The organism is Sphaerochaeta sp. UBA5849, assembly GCA_002432715.1.
Lineage (GTDB): Bacteria > Spirochaetota > Spirochaetia > Sphaerochaetales > Sphaerochaetaceae > Sphaerochaeta.
In genome coordinates, this window is record DJGJ01000073.1 from 28,015 (window position 1) to 43,252 (window position 15,238).

Annotated in this window: 18 protein-coding genes; 3 read left to right on the forward strand and 15 right to left on the reverse strand. The window is 46.0% G+C overall.

Annotated features, from left to right (window positions below; genetic code table 11):
* From B3K89_RS12755 to folD, 7 genes are all read right to left on the reverse strand, one after another.
* A partial coding sequence (locus B3K89_RS12755) for an ATP-binding cassette domain-containing protein (protein WP_345907502.1) occupies positions 1–597 on the reverse strand: 597 nt, incomplete at its 3' end.
* Between the two features lie 77 nt (positions 598–674).
* Entirely contained in the window at positions 675–2,147 is a 1,473-nt protein-coding gene (locus tag B3K89_RS12760) for an ATP-binding cassette domain-containing protein (RefSeq protein ID WP_345907503.1), read from the reverse strand.
* Positions 2,144–3,166, reverse strand: coding sequence for a sensor histidine kinase (locus B3K89_RS12765; protein ID WP_298502505.1), 1,023 nt, complete (start codon positions 3,164–3,166; stop codon positions 2,144–2,146). Before B3K89_RS12765 ends, B3K89_RS12760 begins: the two co-directional genes overlap by 4 nt.
* Positions 3,159–4,700: a response regulator transcription factor gene (locus tag B3K89_RS12770; RefSeq protein WP_345907504.1), complete on the reverse strand. Its 1,542-nt coding sequence runs from the start codon at positions 4,698–4,700 to the stop codon at positions 3,159–3,161. Before B3K89_RS12770 ends, B3K89_RS12765 begins: the two co-directional genes overlap by 8 nt.
* Positions 4,701–4,737: 37 nt before the next feature.
* On the reverse strand, positions 4,738–5,538 hold the full coding sequence (locus B3K89_RS12775) for an NAD-dependent protein deacylase (RefSeq protein ID WP_345907505.1): 801 nt from the start codon (positions 5,536–5,538) through the stop codon (positions 4,738–4,740).
* Between the two features lie 21 nt (positions 5,539–5,559).
* On the reverse strand, positions 5,560–6,861 hold the full coding sequence (gene miaB, locus B3K89_RS12780) for a tRNA (N6-isopentenyl adenosine(37)-C2)-methylthiotransferase MiaB (protein WP_298504409.1): 1,302 nt from the start codon (positions 6,859–6,861) through the stop codon (positions 5,560–5,562).
* The gene (gene folD, locus B3K89_RS12785) at positions 6,858–7,742 is read right to left on the reverse strand and encodes a bifunctional methylenetetrahydrofolate dehydrogenase/methenyltetrahydrofolate cyclohydrolase FolD (protein ID WP_345907506.1); all 885 of its coding nucleotides are present in this window, start codon (positions 7,740–7,742) and stop codon (positions 6,858–6,860) included. The genes miaB and folD overlap by 4 nt, the downstream gene beginning before the upstream one ends.
* 206 nt (positions 7,743–7,948) lie before the next feature.
* On the opposite strand from folD, the gene B3K89_RS12790 reads away from it, so the two are divergent.
* Positions 7,949–8,539, forward strand: coding sequence for a TP0733 family outer membrane beta-barrel protein (locus B3K89_RS12790; RefSeq protein ID WP_293911276.1), 591 nt, complete (start codon positions 7,949–7,951; stop codon positions 8,537–8,539).
* An 11-nt stretch (positions 8,540–8,550) separates the two neighbouring features.
* Positions 8,551–9,747: a hypothetical protein gene (locus B3K89_RS12795; RefSeq protein ID WP_345907507.1), complete on the forward strand. Its 1,197-nt coding sequence runs from the start codon at positions 8,551–8,553 to the stop codon at positions 9,745–9,747.
* 43 nt (positions 9,748–9,790) lie between these two features.
* Here the strand turns inward: B3K89_RS12795 and B3K89_RS12800 are convergent, their stop codons facing one another.
* The 4 genes from B3K89_RS12800 to B3K89_RS12815 form a co-directional block, all read right to left on the reverse strand.
* The gene (locus B3K89_RS12800; protein ID WP_345907508.1) at positions 9,791–10,042 is read right to left on the reverse strand and encodes a hypothetical protein; all 252 of its coding nucleotides are present in this window, start codon (positions 10,040–10,042) and stop codon (positions 9,791–9,793) included.
* A gap of 38 nt (positions 10,043–10,080) precedes the next feature.
* On the reverse strand, positions 10,081–10,491 hold the full coding sequence (locus B3K89_RS12805; RefSeq protein ID WP_345907509.1) for an MBL fold metallo-hydrolase: 411 nt from the start codon (positions 10,489–10,491) through the stop codon (positions 10,081–10,083).
* Positions 10,460–11,170, reverse strand: coding sequence for a glycerophosphodiester phosphodiesterase (locus B3K89_RS12810; RefSeq protein WP_293896365.1), 711 nt, complete (start codon positions 11,168–11,170; stop codon positions 10,460–10,462). Before B3K89_RS12810 ends, B3K89_RS12805 begins: the two co-directional genes overlap by 32 nt.
* Before the next feature lie 118 nt (positions 11,171–11,288).
* Positions 11,289–11,558 (reverse strand): hypothetical protein, encoded by a 270-nt coding sequence (locus tag B3K89_RS12815; RefSeq protein ID WP_345907510.1) that lies wholly within the window; start codon positions 11,556–11,558, stop codon positions 11,289–11,291.
* A gap of 232 nt (positions 11,559–11,790) precedes the next feature.
* On the opposite strand from B3K89_RS12815, the gene B3K89_RS12820 reads away from it, so the two are divergent.
* The gene (locus tag B3K89_RS12820) at positions 11,791–12,105 is read left to right on the forward strand and encodes a hypothetical protein (protein WP_293896371.1); all 315 of its coding nucleotides are present in this window, start codon (positions 11,791–11,793) and stop codon (positions 12,103–12,105) included.
* A 246-nt stretch (positions 12,106–12,351) separates the two neighbouring features.
* Here the strand turns inward: B3K89_RS12820 and B3K89_RS12825 are convergent, their stop codons facing one another.
* Genes B3K89_RS12825 through B3K89_RS12840 form a run of 4 tightly spaced genes read right to left on the reverse strand, consistent with a single transcriptional unit; the run spans position 12,352 to position 15,231 of the window.
* Complete coding sequence (locus tag B3K89_RS12825) at positions 12,352–12,972, reverse strand: phosphoribosyltransferase (RefSeq protein WP_293896374.1); 621 nt, start codon at positions 12,970–12,972, stop codon at positions 12,352–12,354.
* Positions 12,973–12,988: 16 nt separating this feature from the next.
* Positions 12,989–13,744 carry a type I methionyl aminopeptidase gene (gene map / locus B3K89_RS12830; RefSeq protein WP_293896377.1) on the reverse strand — a complete coding sequence of 252 codons (756 nt, stop codon included), beginning with the start codon at positions 13,742–13,744 and terminating at the stop codon, positions 12,989–12,991.
* Positions 13,725–14,183 carry a transcription antitermination factor NusB gene (gene nusB, locus B3K89_RS12835; protein ID WP_345907511.1) on the reverse strand — a complete coding sequence of 153 codons (459 nt, stop codon included), beginning with the start codon at positions 14,181–14,183 and terminating at the stop codon, positions 13,725–13,727. The genes map and nusB overlap by 20 nt, the downstream gene beginning before the upstream one ends.
* Position 14,184: 1 nt before the next feature.
* Positions 14,185–15,231 (reverse strand): peptidylprolyl isomerase, encoded by a 1,047-nt coding sequence (locus B3K89_RS12840; protein ID WP_345907512.1) that lies wholly within the window; start codon positions 15,229–15,231, stop codon positions 14,185–14,187.
* Between the last annotated feature and the right edge of the window lie 7 nt (positions 15,232–15,238).

Here is a 15,238-nt window from a genome sequence, read left to right on the forward strand (position 1 = left end):
GATATAGATGATTCCGCAGCCTTTTGCCTTAAGCTCCCTGATCAGGGCGAAGAGTTGGTTTATTTCCACGCTGGTCAGAGCACTGGTAGGTTCATCCATGATCAAGACTTTTGCATTGGCATGCAAAGCCTTGGCAATTTCCACCATTTGTTGTTTGGATACTGCAAGATCGCCGACAACAGTGTCAGGATCAATATCGATATGAAGTGACTGAAGGACTTCAGCAGCTTGCTTTCTCATCAAGCGATTGTCCAGCAGCCTGGCTTTACAAGCCTCATGTCCGAGAAAAATATTCTGCGCAACAGTAAGGTGCGAACACATGTTCAATTCTTGATGGATGATGGACACTCCCAATTGCTGTGCTTGTTTCGGCTTGAGGTCTGAATGAATGTCATTGCCGAACAAGGTGATGGAACCACTGTCTCGGGTATACACTCCACTCAAAATTTTGACCAATGTAGATTTTCCTGCCCCATTTTCACCAAGCAAAGCCATTACCTCGCCGGCTTTTAGTCGAAATCGAACATCGTCGAGGGCTTTTACACCAGGAAATGTTTTTGTGATGTGTTCCATTTCGACGACATACGGGCTATCCATTGTTCTCAGACTCCTTGTTGATAGTCTTGCATGGCTTCATCGGGGAGGATAGGGATGCTTTCTTTGGAATCAGGTGGCTATTCTTTGGATTGCATCGGTATTGAACCGGCAATCCCATGGTATTGGGAAAATTCATTACGGAAGAGTTGGTGGTGTACCCTTCCCTCCTTAAGAATGACGAGACGGTCGGCTATTTGCAGGCAGTCTGAAAGTGATACCGCCAATATCAAAATTGAGCTTCCTCGTTGCTTGAACAAATCAAAATACGAGATGAGCTCCATTCTCTGATACATATCCACTGAGGCAAAGGGTTGGACAACACAGATGAATTCGGGTTTTTGCAATAACAGCCGGTGATAGACCAAGCGAAGCCGATAGGCTTGGTCGAAATCCGAAGGAACCTTCTTTGCCAGATGCGGTCCAAATTTTTGTTCAAGTTCCCCGGCAAGCGCACTTCTACGGTGAATAGTGAACCACAAGTTCGAAATTTTGTGGTCGGAGGTGAAAAGCAGGTTATCCAGAACCGAGAGTTGAGGAAAAATCAAGCTCATATCCGGTTTGGGAGGGACCAGTGCAATACTGCGTGAAGATGGACGAAAAGGCTTATTCCTGTATTCAATAGCTCCCTCATATGCTTGGTTGCTTTTTCCCAACAAGTCGAACAACTGATGGATGACAAGATTTTCACTATCGAGCAGGACAACCGTCTCTTGTTTGTGCACAACGAGATTCAAATCATCGATATTTCCATATACCAGATGGTCCAGCTTGAGCAGGGCATCCGTTTTGCTTTGCAGTCCATACTGTTGTTGACGGTCGGATAGTTCAACAGATTCGGTAAACTCATTGGCGTAGCAATTAATGATTGCATCGGTCATTTGGTCTGCATACAGATGTTTGATGATTCGCCCTTCACGCATGAGATAACATCTTGATGCAAAATGAAAGGCTTCCTGGTGATGGTTGCAGACATAGAGGAATGTCATCCCCTTCTCCTGGCTCAGGTAGGTGAGGATCGGCTTGAGTCTTGCCAGATCTACTTCACTTACAAACGTGGAGATGTCACGAAGGATGACAAGAGCGCTGTGTGCAAGACTTGCTTTGAGAAATTGGATCACCAACTTCTCAAAGGATGAAATATCCTTTACCAAGGTTTTTGGTTCAATGGATAGAGAAAGAGGTTGAAGCAGTGCCTGCATCTGGCTTCCAAGCAATTTGCTGTGAATCAGGTGCTGCCTGCTACGTTTGCGGAGGATGAAGAGGTTGTCTTCAACGCTCATGGTCTCGATGAGCATGGAGTTTCGTTCAATGATGGTTACTGGATTCTGACTGTGGTTGCTCCCCAGATAATCATTTACCAAAACATTCCTGCAGTAGACATGCCCATAGTGGAGGGCTGCGTTTTTTTGAAAAATTCCCAATAGCTCATCTATTCCAAGTGCATTCAGACCTATGAGTGCTACTATTTCTCCTCGATAGAGATGGAGATGAATATCGTGCAGAACAGGAGGAATCGATACTTGTTCAAGACGGAAAACCTCCTCTCTCATGCCGGGGGCTCCTCTCCCTTGCTTCTTGGAAGGGAGATTGCCACATCGGTACCCACCCCTACACAGCTGGTAACCGTCAGGCCGTACTGCTCACCAAACAGAAGCTTGATTCGGTTGTTCACATTCACCAAAGCAATTCCACCTTGGTGCTCGTCACGTTTTACATAGTCAAAACTTCGGGTGCTCAGTTTTTTCTGCATTTGTTGCAACACATCTTCCTGCATTCCAACCCCATCATCACGAACTGTGATAAAAAGCCGGCTTTCCGATGTTTCGACGCGAATATACAAGTTGCCTACTCCTACTTTGCACTCAAGACCGTGCACGATACAGTTTTCAACAATGGGTTGAAGCGTCAGTTTCGGTATCCTGTACTGCAATACTTCATGTTCCTGCTCTCCCTCGAAGCTGATATGAAGCTTGATTCGGTTCCCAAATCTAAATTGTTGGATAAAGAAATAATTTTTTGTGTTTTCCAGTTCTTGTTGCAGAGAAACCAAATTTTCAACATTGCTTATGGTATAGCGGAAGAAGGTGGACAAGGCTTCTGTCATGGTTGCCACCGAGTCCAACCCTGCAAGCAGGGCTTCACTGCGGATACCCTCCAATGTGTTGTAGAGAAAATGCGGATTGATTTGGTTCTGCAATGCCAAAAACTGAGCTTGGCGTTTGCTGGCATTCATGATTTGATCGGTGTTGAGCAAGGTTTCCAACGTTTTATTGAGGTCGACCATCTCTTTGTTCAACGGAATCTTATCGTCGACAATGGCATGGAAGGTATAACCAGAGGCAAATAATTGCATAATATGCTTGGTTCTTCCATAGGGAAGATAGAGCGTGTAATATGAAACGAATCCTACTATGAGTGTTGCCGATACTATGAGAAGCAGGAAAAGAGGGGATGTAATACGGTCTTGACGATACAGCAGGGCCAACATCAGCGTGAGTATGATGAGAATGGTGAGGCTTAAAACAAGGAGCACTACTCTCGTTTCAAGATAATACGTTCGCCTAGCCATACAATTTCCTATACTCGATTGGCTTGATTTGACAAGTCTTCTTGAAAATCTTCGTAAAATGTTTCGGGTCGTGATACCCCACCTGCAGGGCGATTTGGGCAATACCGAGATTTGTTTCAGAGAGCAGCTCTTTTGCCTTTTTGATACGGAGGTCGAGCACATACTCTGCAAAACCTTGTCCGACGCTCTTCTTGAAGAGAGCACTGAAATACGAACTGTTGAGATGTACGATTTCGCTGACTCCCTCCAAACTCAATAATTCATCTTGATAGTGCTGAGCCAAATACTCCTGGGCTATACGGATGGGTTTCGCAATTGAAGATTCCCTGCTTTGACGGTAGAGCGTGAAAAGTTGTTGCATGGAAGTGCAGAATTGCTTTTTCAAATCCTCATAGGTTGGAGCTTGGTCTACCTCCGCCACATGCTCTTCAGTTTTAATTTCCAGTTGTGCATGCATCTTGATAAATTCTGCAGCATGTTCGATGCTTAGCTTGAAAGCATTCAGAACAGTGTGCATCGGCTCTTTCGCCCTGTCGATTTCCTCAAGCAATGCATGGCACACCGATCCAATTTCATCGCTGTTTTGTGCACAGCACTGCTTGAATGCCTCATCGATTCTTCTGACATACGGTGCACTGTTTTCCTCCTCAACAGCTTTTGCTTGATACAAATTTCCATGTCCGTTGACAAGCCTGTTGGCAAGCACTTGCTTTGCAGACCGGTAGGACATGACAAGATCTGCAAGCTGCCGGACTTCAATACCTAACGCCAGTGTGCAACGCAACTCTCCAAAAATCTGTGTTTGTGTCTTGAGTAAGTCGACCAATATTTGATTACCGGCTGCTGCGGGGCTTTCACCATGCCCGGGATGCATCCAGAGCAGGTAGACATCGCCATGGAGGCAGCAAACTGTCGGCCCTTGTACTGAGTCGGAGAACACCTGCTCGATTTTCTTGGCGATCACAAGGCTTACCTGGGTTCTTGCACTCCCTTGGATACCGACCATTCCAATCTGCAGGCTTGCCCCCTGCTCGTACCAAGGGAGGAGAATTTGTGTATCTTGTGAAACGAGAAACGATGCAAAGCTGGTTTTCTTTAGATGGTTCCGATCTTGTTGTACTTGGTTTTGTATTGCCTTTGATTGTGCTTGTTGTTCCTGCAATCGCACAAAAGTCTCTTTCATGCGAAGCAGTGTTTGATTCAGTTCGATCTGCTTGATAGGCTTAAGCAGGTACTCTGCAACACCGAACTTGATTGCGCTTTGTGCATAATCAAATTGACGATGCCCGCTTATGATGATGAACTGGATATGGTCATCCACTTCTTTGGCGCTTTGAATCAACTGCAGACCATCCAAGCCCGGCATGCGGATGTCGGTAATTACCAAGTCTGGGCGTTTCTCTTTAATTGCTTCAAGTGCACTGATACCATCAAAGGCCGTACCCACCAAGCTGAGGCCGAGCCCTTCCCAATCAATAAGGGCGCAAATGAGTGCACATACCCGTTCTTCATCGTCTGCCACCAGTACCTTCATGCGTGCTATTGTACGGCCAAATCTGCATGAAAGAAAGTCAAACCAGAGGCTTTCGACTCTCCAAGGTAGTGAGAAAGTCAGCCAGTGCTGAAGAGAATTGTTGCAGGTCGGTAAAACGCAGTGTTGCAGATGAGTCAAAACTGGTTTTCTGGGCATTCACAATAACCAGGGGAGCACCTCGATGTACTGTGTAGGCTGGAAATGAAGCTGCGGGTTGCACTACCAACGAGGAACCCAACACCAAGCATAGTTGTGCATGATTGAACATCTCATACGCTCTTGAGAGGGTGAACCCATCAAGATTCTCTCCATAGAAGACGATGTCGGGCTTTATCACCCCACCGCATTCAGTACAACGGGGCACCTGTCCTTCCAAGACCAGGGGAGCAACATGCTGATACGGGTAATAAGCGTTACAGTTCGTACAGTGGTGATGCTCAGCGCTTCCATGCACCTCGTAACACTTCTTGCTTCCTGCCTTTTTATGCAACATATCAATGTTTTGGGTGAATAGGCCTTCCAGATAACCCTTCTGCTCGAGCGTGGCCAAAGCCGTATGGACTGTATTGGGTTGATACGTATCAAGCTTGTACCAATACTCTTTTGCCCATTCATAGAATATTTCCGGGTTGTTCTTGAAAAAGGATATGCTCAGGATTTCTTCCACTTGGTAGGTCTTCCAATTGTTTGCATACACCCCACTGGAACTGCGAAAGTCAGGAATACCTGAGAGGGTGGAAATCCCGGCCCCGGTGAGCACCACTGTAGACCGGGAGTTTTTGATAAGGGCCTTGAGGATTTCAAATTTCTTGGAAAATACAGCTTCTTTCTCTACCACACCTACACTCCTTCTATTTTTTTAAGAACATTGTACACCAGTATAGGTATTCCCACTGAGTGCTGTGAGCTTGACGTGAACAATTTCTCCTTTTTTCGCTGTTGAGGGGAAGGCAACCATCTCGTTGTGCTCGGTTTTCCCAAGCATGCTCTTCTGGTCATGCTTCGAGACTTGTGTTACCAATACCTCTACGAGGGAGCCGACCCGCTTCTGCTTCTCCTCGGCAAAGATTGCATGCTGAAATTCAATAAGTGCCTGGAGCCGCCTTCCCTTCTCATCCTCGTCAATTTGTTCCTGCATCTGAACAGCTTTCGTACCTTCTCGTGGGTTGTAATAGTACATGAACGCTTCGAGACACTTCATATGTGAGAGAACAGAAAGCGTCTCTTGGTATTCTTCTTCTGTTTCAGAGGGAAACCCTACCATGACATCGGTCGAGAACGTGATGGTTGGAACGGCAAGTCGCAGGTCGTCGATAAGTGTGAGGAACTGGGTGCGGGAGTATTTGCGGTTCATTAAGGAGAGAATGCGGCTTGAGCCGCTTTGCAGTGGCAGATGCAGGTGCCTGGCTATCTGCTTCTCCTCCTTGATCACTTCAATAAGTTCCTTTGAGAAGTCCTTGGGGTGCGGACTTTCGAAGCGGATCCATTTGATTGAGTTCTGTTCGCTGCATATTTTTTTCAACAGCTTGGGGAAGTTGATCACACTCCCGTCTTCTTGCACATAGTGGTAACTGTTGACATTCTGGCCAAGCAGTGTCACTTCCTTGACTCCCTTGGAATCAAGGAATGCAAGTTCCTTCAGAATGTCCTCTACCGGACGCGATACTTCACGGCCGCGTACATACGGGACGATGCAGTAGGCGCAAAAGTTGTTGCATCCGTTCATGATCGGGATGTATGAACTGAACTCACCCTCCTGATAATATGAATTCCCAAAGGTATAGGACTCAGAGTGTTCATCCATTTTGCCGTCCATCGAAGTTAAAATGTTCACAATCCTCTGTTTGTCGTTGGTACCGATTACATAGTCGACTTGCGGGGCATCGCCCTTCAGGTCCTCTTGCAGTCTTTCGGCCATACAACCTGTTACGATCAAGGTCAAAGGTTTCTTGCTTTTTATGTATGCGAAGTATCCCAGCCTTCCCCAAATACGGTTGTCAGCGCTTTTGCGCACGGTGCAGGTATTGAGTATGGCGCAGTCGGCGTCCTCTGCATGTGAGGCAGGGACCAGCCCTGCACCTTTGAGCTGCAGCTCCAGGGCATTGCTCTCAGCTACGTTCATCTGGCAACCATAGGTCTCCAGCCAATAGGTATGAATCATTGCGTTTCCTTCTGTGCAAGCTGCAAAGCAGCCTGCATAGTGTTTTTCATAAGCATGGCTATGGTCATAACCCCGACCCCACCGGGAACCGGAGTGATGGCCTTGCAATGGGGAGCGACATGTTCAAAATCCACATCCCCCACCAGTCTATAGCCACGTTTTCGACTGGCGTCTTCTATACGATTGATACCGACATCGATCACTACACAACCCTCTTTGACCATGGCTTCGGTCACATAGAGAGGCCTTCCAATTGCTGCAATCAGAATATCGGCTTGCTTTGTAATCTGTTGAAGCTTTTCTGTTTTCGAGTGACAGATTGTTACTGTTGCATCCCGGCCTTTTTGCATCAGCAGGCTTGCCATGGGCTTTCCGACGATATTGCTTCTGCCAAGGATGACCACATGCTTGGAGGAGCATGAGATGCTATAGTAATCGAGTATTTGCAGTACTCCAAGGGGAGTGCAGCTGACAAAGCCGGGCTTTCCTATCAAGAGATTGCCGACATTTTGTGGATGAAACCCATCGACATCCTTTTCCACCCGTATGGTTTGGATCACCAGGTCGGCATCCAGATGGGCAGGCAGCGGCATTTGCACCAGGATTCCATGAACGGAAGAATCTTCATTGAGGGTATGGATCAGTTCTAGCAACGCTTCCTGGCTTGTATCGGAAGGAAGATGATAGTCACGGTGTCCGAATCCAAGCGAAAGGCAGGCTTGTTTCTTGCCTTGCACATAACTTTGGCTTGCGGGATCGCTTCCGACCAGAATAACGGCCAACGTGGGAGGAAAACCATACTTCTCCACAAATACGTTGCAATCAGATTGCAGTGATTCATATACTTTTTCTGCTACTTCTTTTCCTGTTAGTATCTGCATCGCTTTCTCCTCACGTTCAAAGAGTACAGTACCCTAAAACAATTGTTTTTGGCAACAAACCTTCAAGCGGGATTTGCCTTTCGTAATGACACTTACTATACTGTCAAACAGGTATGCATATTCCTTTGTATCGGGTATAGTCATACCAACGCTTATTGTAACGGAACAAACATACCAGTTGTTCTCTACGTACATTGAGGTACCGAATGAAAAGATTCTTGCTGCTTGGCTTATTGATGTGTATCATCGCCACTATGGCTTTTGCTGTTCCCTACTATGACAAGGGAAACCAAATGTTCTCCTTTACGCTGGGAACAACCTTTCCAACCTTCACCTATTTTTTTGAAGACAAGGATTTTCGTGTGGGTTTCGGCGAAAACAATACCGGTGCAAAGGTTGGCGGTTATGGAGCGATCAGCTACCAGGTTTTTAATTCCCCTACTTCTGCAATCGGGGGCGAGATAGGCTATGACTTCAACTTCTCCGCATCCAATATGCTCTTCACTGCAGTTCCCTTCTATGCAAAGTACTCATTCTTCCCTGTCCAAGGCCAGTGGGACCTTCCGATTTCCTTCGGCCTGGGAGGGGCGTATATCAAGTACAACGATGCCTCATTGATGACCTTGTTCGGCAATGTGCAGGTGGGATTGACTTGGTACCCGGGAGACAATTGGGGCTTTGGCTTGACCACCGGGCTTTGGTTGATTCCCGAGTTCAACTATGATGATGCGCTGAAGCAGGATAACGCCCTTGCCGGGTTCATCCCCCTCACCCTCTCTATCACGTATAGACAATAGGAGCAGCAACCATGCAGACGAAACATAGAAATTTCATACTATTCTCTCTTCTGATAGCAATTCTGGTAATTACCGGCTGTAATGCTGATGCTTCTGCTGGTCTTTTCAGGCAGATCAGTGAATCCACTACGCCTGTGGGGATACAGTATAAACAGCTGTTAGGGCTTGATGCTACGAAAACTGTTCTGTATTACTCTACTACTAAAGGAATTTTCAAAAGTCCCAATGATTCTCTTAAAGCCAGTATTAAGGATAAGATCATTCAATCGACATATTACGATACTGCTTCAAATGACATCGCATATCTAACAAATGAAGATTCTGTTAGTATCAATATTTTTGATGTTGGAAGTCCAAATTCTGTTACTGTAATCACTCCAACAGATGGGGCCTTCAATCCTAGTGAAACAGTTAGCATCGTTAACTTATATCCCAATGGATTGGTTATGTTGCATGGAACCTCAGCAGCTGATGTAACCAAAACACTGTATGCATTAGGACAGTATGGATCGGGAACAGTAACCTCAAAAATCACTTTCCCGGAAATGGAAGGCTACAGTCTTGTATCAGTTATTCAAGAATCGGGTTTTGAGCAGTCCCTACTCAATACTACTTCTCCAGTAATAATTTCGTTTGTGGATAATGCCACAAAAAAAATTTACAGGCATATTTTCTATGATGGCACCACTAAACAAGAATTACCTTCTACTTTTAGCGATAAGCGTTTAGCTGGTTTCTCCATCGATACATCTTCTAACGTATATATCATAACAACACTTGGAAAACTATACGGAGGAACAGCCACCGGGGCTTTCGTCGAGATGTATGATGCAGCAAAAACATATGATGTTCATGGGTTTATGTATATGACAGAAGGAACAACAAATACTCACATCATTACAAAGTCATCTAGTAAAAATGATGCACTTTTTGTGTATAGTTTTCCTAAAGGTTCCACCCTAGCAAACGTAACATCAACTAATTCTATTCGTAGTGGATATGGAGAATACTTATTCTCTGCCGAAATTGTAAGCACACTGTATTTAGGCAATAACTCCGGTATAGATACCTTATTAATTGCAACGAATGAAAATGGGCTATTTAAGATTGGAATTAAAGTTGATGCAGCCAACCAAGATAGCAGTAACAACGGTAGATCCAGCCAATCTGAGGAATACCAAGACTTCACCCTATATAATACAATATAGGTAACTCAACACCCCAAGGACTTTTCCCTGGGGTGTTTCTCTCTTAATTCATCCAGCTGTCTTTGGTATCGAAGACCTGGTAGTTCTTCTTGTCATCCATCACTACCTTCACCAAGCCATCGTTGAGAGTCAGATGATACTCGGCGCCATAGCGCTTGTAGTTGGTGTACACAGTCATGCTGTCCAGCTGATCGTGCATCGCGACCACAATCTTGGCGTTCAAGTTCTTAATCCATCTGAGGCTGTTTGAGGTATCGCCATCGTGATGGTTGACCTTCGCTACATCGGCTTGCAACTGTCCTCCATATTTGGTGATAAGGGCACGCTCCTGGACTATATACGGGCTGCCTGATTCACGTTGGTCCCATAGTCGAGATTCGAACGATATACCTGCTTGATCGGAAAAGTTGCTGCCACCTGCGGGAACCCCCCGATATGGTCGATATGCGGGTGTGAAGCAACAAAGATGTCGATTGCCTGAACATTGAGGGTCTTTAGTGCTTCGATTACAAGATGGGAACTCTCAGGGTGGCCGCTGTCGAGGAGCAGGACATTCCCGACAGTGGCATCACCGCTCTTGTCGACGGCCTCAGGGCTCACTTCCAAGTCAAGAAAAAAGATGGATAGCTTACCCGGCTCCCTGCTCAGATGCTGAGAAGCAAACAACGAGAGAGAAATGAATACTATGAGAACCAGAGAAAGGAAACGCTGCTTATTCTCCAACCAGTGTAAGAACAGGGGCACAGTGGTTGGTAAACACACCATCAACATTCCAAGTAATCATTTTCTGTAATAATCCCAAGTCATCAATGGTCCATACGTTCAGACCAACCCCTTGAGCCTTGCACTCATCCACAGCCGCCTTGGTCAAAAAAGCACCATCGGGATGGTAATACTCAACCTTGAAATTCTTGGCATAGCTGCCCACATTTGCAAGGCCCCTTTCACCGACCAGGAAGGCGCATTGAATTTCCGGGCTTAACTGACGCATCCTGATAACAGACCCATGATTGAATGAACTAATCAAACTATGCTCAACCAAACCATACTTTTTGATCATGGCCAACACCTTGTCTTCGATGAGCGGATAGTAGATTAGATTGGTCTTGATCTCGATATTGGTGAAAATACCATGCTCTTTCGCCCATTTGCAGTAGGTCTCAAGGCTTGGAATCGGTTGAAACTCTTCTGCTGTTCCGGCATTGAATGTCTGCAATTCAGAAAGGGCATAAGAACACACCAATCCTTTTGCATTGGTGGTACGGTCGAGCATCTCATCATGGATGATCACCAAATGCCCGTCCTTGGAGAGATGCACATCAAGTTCCATTGCCTTGCATCCAGCTTCCCGTGCCTTATCAAACGCCAACATAGTGTTCTCAGGATACAATCCGCTGTATCCTCGATGTGCGAAAACTCTCATAGCAACCTTCCTTATTTATTTCATAGCAGTCTTTTCATAACCGGTCAGCATATATTTCTGGAAAACGAAGAATAAGATAATTACGGGAAGAACTGCAAGAACTGCACCTGCCATGATCTCATGATTGTTCATGGTATCGAGTCCTGCAAAGGTGTTTTGCTTCCACCGTGATCAGGGGATGGGTGTTGTTGGAACCTTCCACAACCTCGTCCACCAGCGGCCAATACGGCTGCTCCTGTGCATGCCACCATTCAATGGTGATCGGTTCAGTTACTTCATACGAAACAACAGGAGCCGGAGGTGCGGCTGTTCTCTCTGCAGCGCCGCCCGCATATATCATGCTCATTGCAAGAAGCAAGGTTGCCGATAAAAGTACGAATTTCTTCATCGAACATTCTCCTTGTGTGGTGGTATCCCAAAAGATAGTTTACGTTGGACTTACCCCTATGTCAAAGTAAATTCGTGAAAAAGTATAAAAAATATTGTTGAATAACTATGCAGATTAGATACATATTATTTAGCAATATTAAGCATTGTTTATCTTATATAATCATTTACTCTATTTTCCATAGTCATTTATTATGTAAAACCCAATGTGTTTATAGAAAGATTTAAGAAACATGGCAGTGAGAATGCATGCTATGACTGCTGAAAATACTATTTATGCCGGAAGAGCATGGATGCTCAAAAACCACAGAATGACCACCACCAAAACCGTGATGGTGGTAGCCGGATGCTTGATCGAAAGATACAATGCCAACTTAAGAAAATCTTTCATTGAGCCTGTTTATACTCATCAGCGCAAAGAGATGCAAAGCAGTAAACAGCATCAGAATACCCAACCCTACCGCAATGAAGAAGAGCATGGGGAGTGTATTGAGAATAAACCAAAGCAAACCGGCAAGTGTCAAGCGATACAACTTGAGAAGAAATGACCAAACAACGTTGTCAGGGTCGGAAAGAGACTGAATGCCCTCCAATCATCCTCGTTTTTCATTCATGCTGATAGGTAGTATCATACGTCTTGCTCCGTATTTGCAGGATGCTGGCTTGGAAAAAGAATACCTGCTTGATTTGTCACAAAGCAGGTATAAGCCTTCTGAATCGATGTATATGAAAATTGTAGAAAGTGCACCCCGTCTACAGGCTCTCATCCGCTTTCTGGAATATCTATTCCCTCTCTACTGATCGCCTCTCACTTCGTGCAGGATCTCTCTGACCTCAGGATCGTTGAACTGCTCATCCACTTCCTGGGAGCTCAAGCCGAGGAACTCATGGCAATTGTAATGAATCCAGCGTTCATCATCGGGGCTGTTGAGGACATGTTTTCTGCAGTAGTAATCAGGCTGGATCGGAAGCGGCTCTTCTTTCTTGTACAAGGGAACCTTGTAGTCGAAAACCACAATCTTGATATCCTCACGGGGAATGCCTTTTTGCATGATGATCTGTGCAAGAGCATTGACCGTCTTGCCGGTATCGAAAATATCGTCCACCAGCAAAATCTTGTCACCGGTACGCAGATGCTCCGGCGAGTAGGTCCAACCATCAACCATGACATTTGTCTGACTTCTGAGAAAGCCATAGGAACGGGCGACAACGGCGGCATAAAATACCGGCCTGCCCTGTTCCCTGATCCTGACCATCTTGTAATACTCACTGAACACATTGGCCATATAGGCTCCACCACGAAGTGAAGCATATATGATATCAGGCACAAAGCGATCTTGTTTGTACATCTTATGGGCAAGCTTCAATGCACTGTCTCGAATCATGTCACAGCTGATAAATTCCTTGATCACCATAGCTTCTCCCCAGTCCTCAAACAACTGTCAAAATTTCAAGCCCATTGTGTGTACACGCAACAGTATCCTCAAAATGTGCAGATGGCAACCCATCGAGAGTGACTACCGTCCAATCATTTGCAAGAACCTTTATCTTATGGGTGCCCAGGTTGATCATCGGTTCGATCGCCAACACCATTCCTTCACGAAGCCGTGGATTGGGTAGGTAGGAAGAGGTATAGTTGGGAATTTCAGGCTCCTCATGCACATCAAGCCCGACTCCATGGCCGCAGTAGTCCCGTACCACCCCATACCCATGCTTGGTAGCGTGCTTGTATACGGCACTCCCGATATCCTGGATCCTGGCGCCTTTGACAGAAGCCGCCTCAATGGCGAGCACAAGGCATTGCTGTGTTACTTCACAAAGTTTTCTGTATTCATCCTTAGTATTGCCGATGATGAACGTACGGGCCATATCGGAAAAATGTCCGCCCAGGTTGATACCCAGATCAACATCAACCAAATCCCCTTCCCTGATAATGGTACTCTTGGATGGGATGCCGTGAATCACCTCTTCATTGACCGAGATGCACGCGGTTGCCGGAAATCCTTGATAGTTGAGAAACGCAGGTACACCCTTGTGACGGGTGATGAAATCATAACAGTATTGGTCGATATTCCAGGTCGACATACCCGGTTCAATGAAAGTTGCAAGCCTCTCCATCAATTGGGCGGTCAGGTGGCACGATTCGCGAATCCTTTTGATTTGTTCTTCAGTCTTCAAACGTATCATGCCTGGTATGCTCCTTCTCCACAAATAGTTGTTTCTGCATGGTATCGAGAATTCCATTGATGAACTTGTAATTCACCTCAGTGGAAAAATCCTGACTGAGCTTTACAGCCTCATCGATGATGATGTGCGGATGAATATCTCCATACCGAAGGCAGAAAACACTCATGCGTAAAATATTGCGATCGACAAGATCGATGCGCTCAAGAGGTCTATTCAGTGAGTATTTGCTGATTAATGAGTCTATCTCAGCAAGATTTTCCAAGGTACCACGAACAAGGTACATTCCGTACAGCTTCACTTCTTCCTCAAGTTGCTCATACTCTTCCTCCGTATTCCCGCTGAAGACGGCGGGAATATGGTTGAGGTCGAGCTCCTTGTTGAAATCCATGGCGTACAGCGTTTGCAGGGCCAATTCACGTGCTTTATGTCTGGTTTTCATATTACTTCTTGTACAGGATGTTTACCGTGGCACTCTTGCGCAAATCATCAACCAGTGAATTGATCGCCTTGTAGTACGTCTCCTGCTGCTTCGCAGCAGTAAGCTCGCTCTTGATGTAATCGCGGATGGTGCTGGTGGTATTCGGACTGATCGGGTCGTCGAGTCCAAGAATCTTGGGTTCGTTGTAAGCCAGAACCTTGAGGATGTGATATCCGGTCAGGGAGGTGACAACCGAACTGGTGGTTCCAACCTCGGTGCTGAAGGCAACATCGAAGAAGGCATCGCCGAGGCCTGCAAGAGCATCGGTATTGTCCATGGTAAGCCAGCCGATATCACCGGCCTTGTTCTTGCTCTGGGCATCCTGGGAGTAATCGACGACGGCTTTCTCGAATGTCATCTTCCCTGCCTTGATGTTTGCCGCCACTTCTTCAAGCATGGCCTTGTTCTTGTTATTGGTCGCCTGGTCCGCGGCAAAGGGAATGTAAATATGACTGAGCTTGACAGTTTCCGGGCTGACGAACTGGGTTCTGTTTTTACGATAGAAGCTGTTGATCTCGGAATCGGTGATGGTAATTGCTGCATTGAGTACATCGGCTTTCTTAAGCCTGACATACGAATCCACCATCAACTGTTCACCCAACATCTTGCGATACGCTTCGACGGAGCCAAAGTTGTTCTTGATGACTTCGGCAAACTGTTCGTCGCTGATTTTCTGGTTGTACGAGGCTTCCAGATTTGCCTTTTGAGAGGCATATGCAGAATCGATCATGGCATCGGTGATCTTGACTCCGTCACGAGCCGCCCCTTGTCGAAAGAGTTCATTGTTGATGAGAAGGTTCAAAACCTGCAGGGGATCGATTGTGGCAGGATCTTGTCCGGCCGCCTTTGCACTTTGCTGATACTCAGCAACCTCTGCTTCGAGCTCAGCCATGCTGATCGGTGTAGTCTTGGTAAGCCTGACGGTTGCAGCCGGAGCCCCGATTGTAGCAGCGGCCAGATGAAAACCGAAACACAGCATGAGTGCGATTACAATTACTCTACGTTTCATATACGAT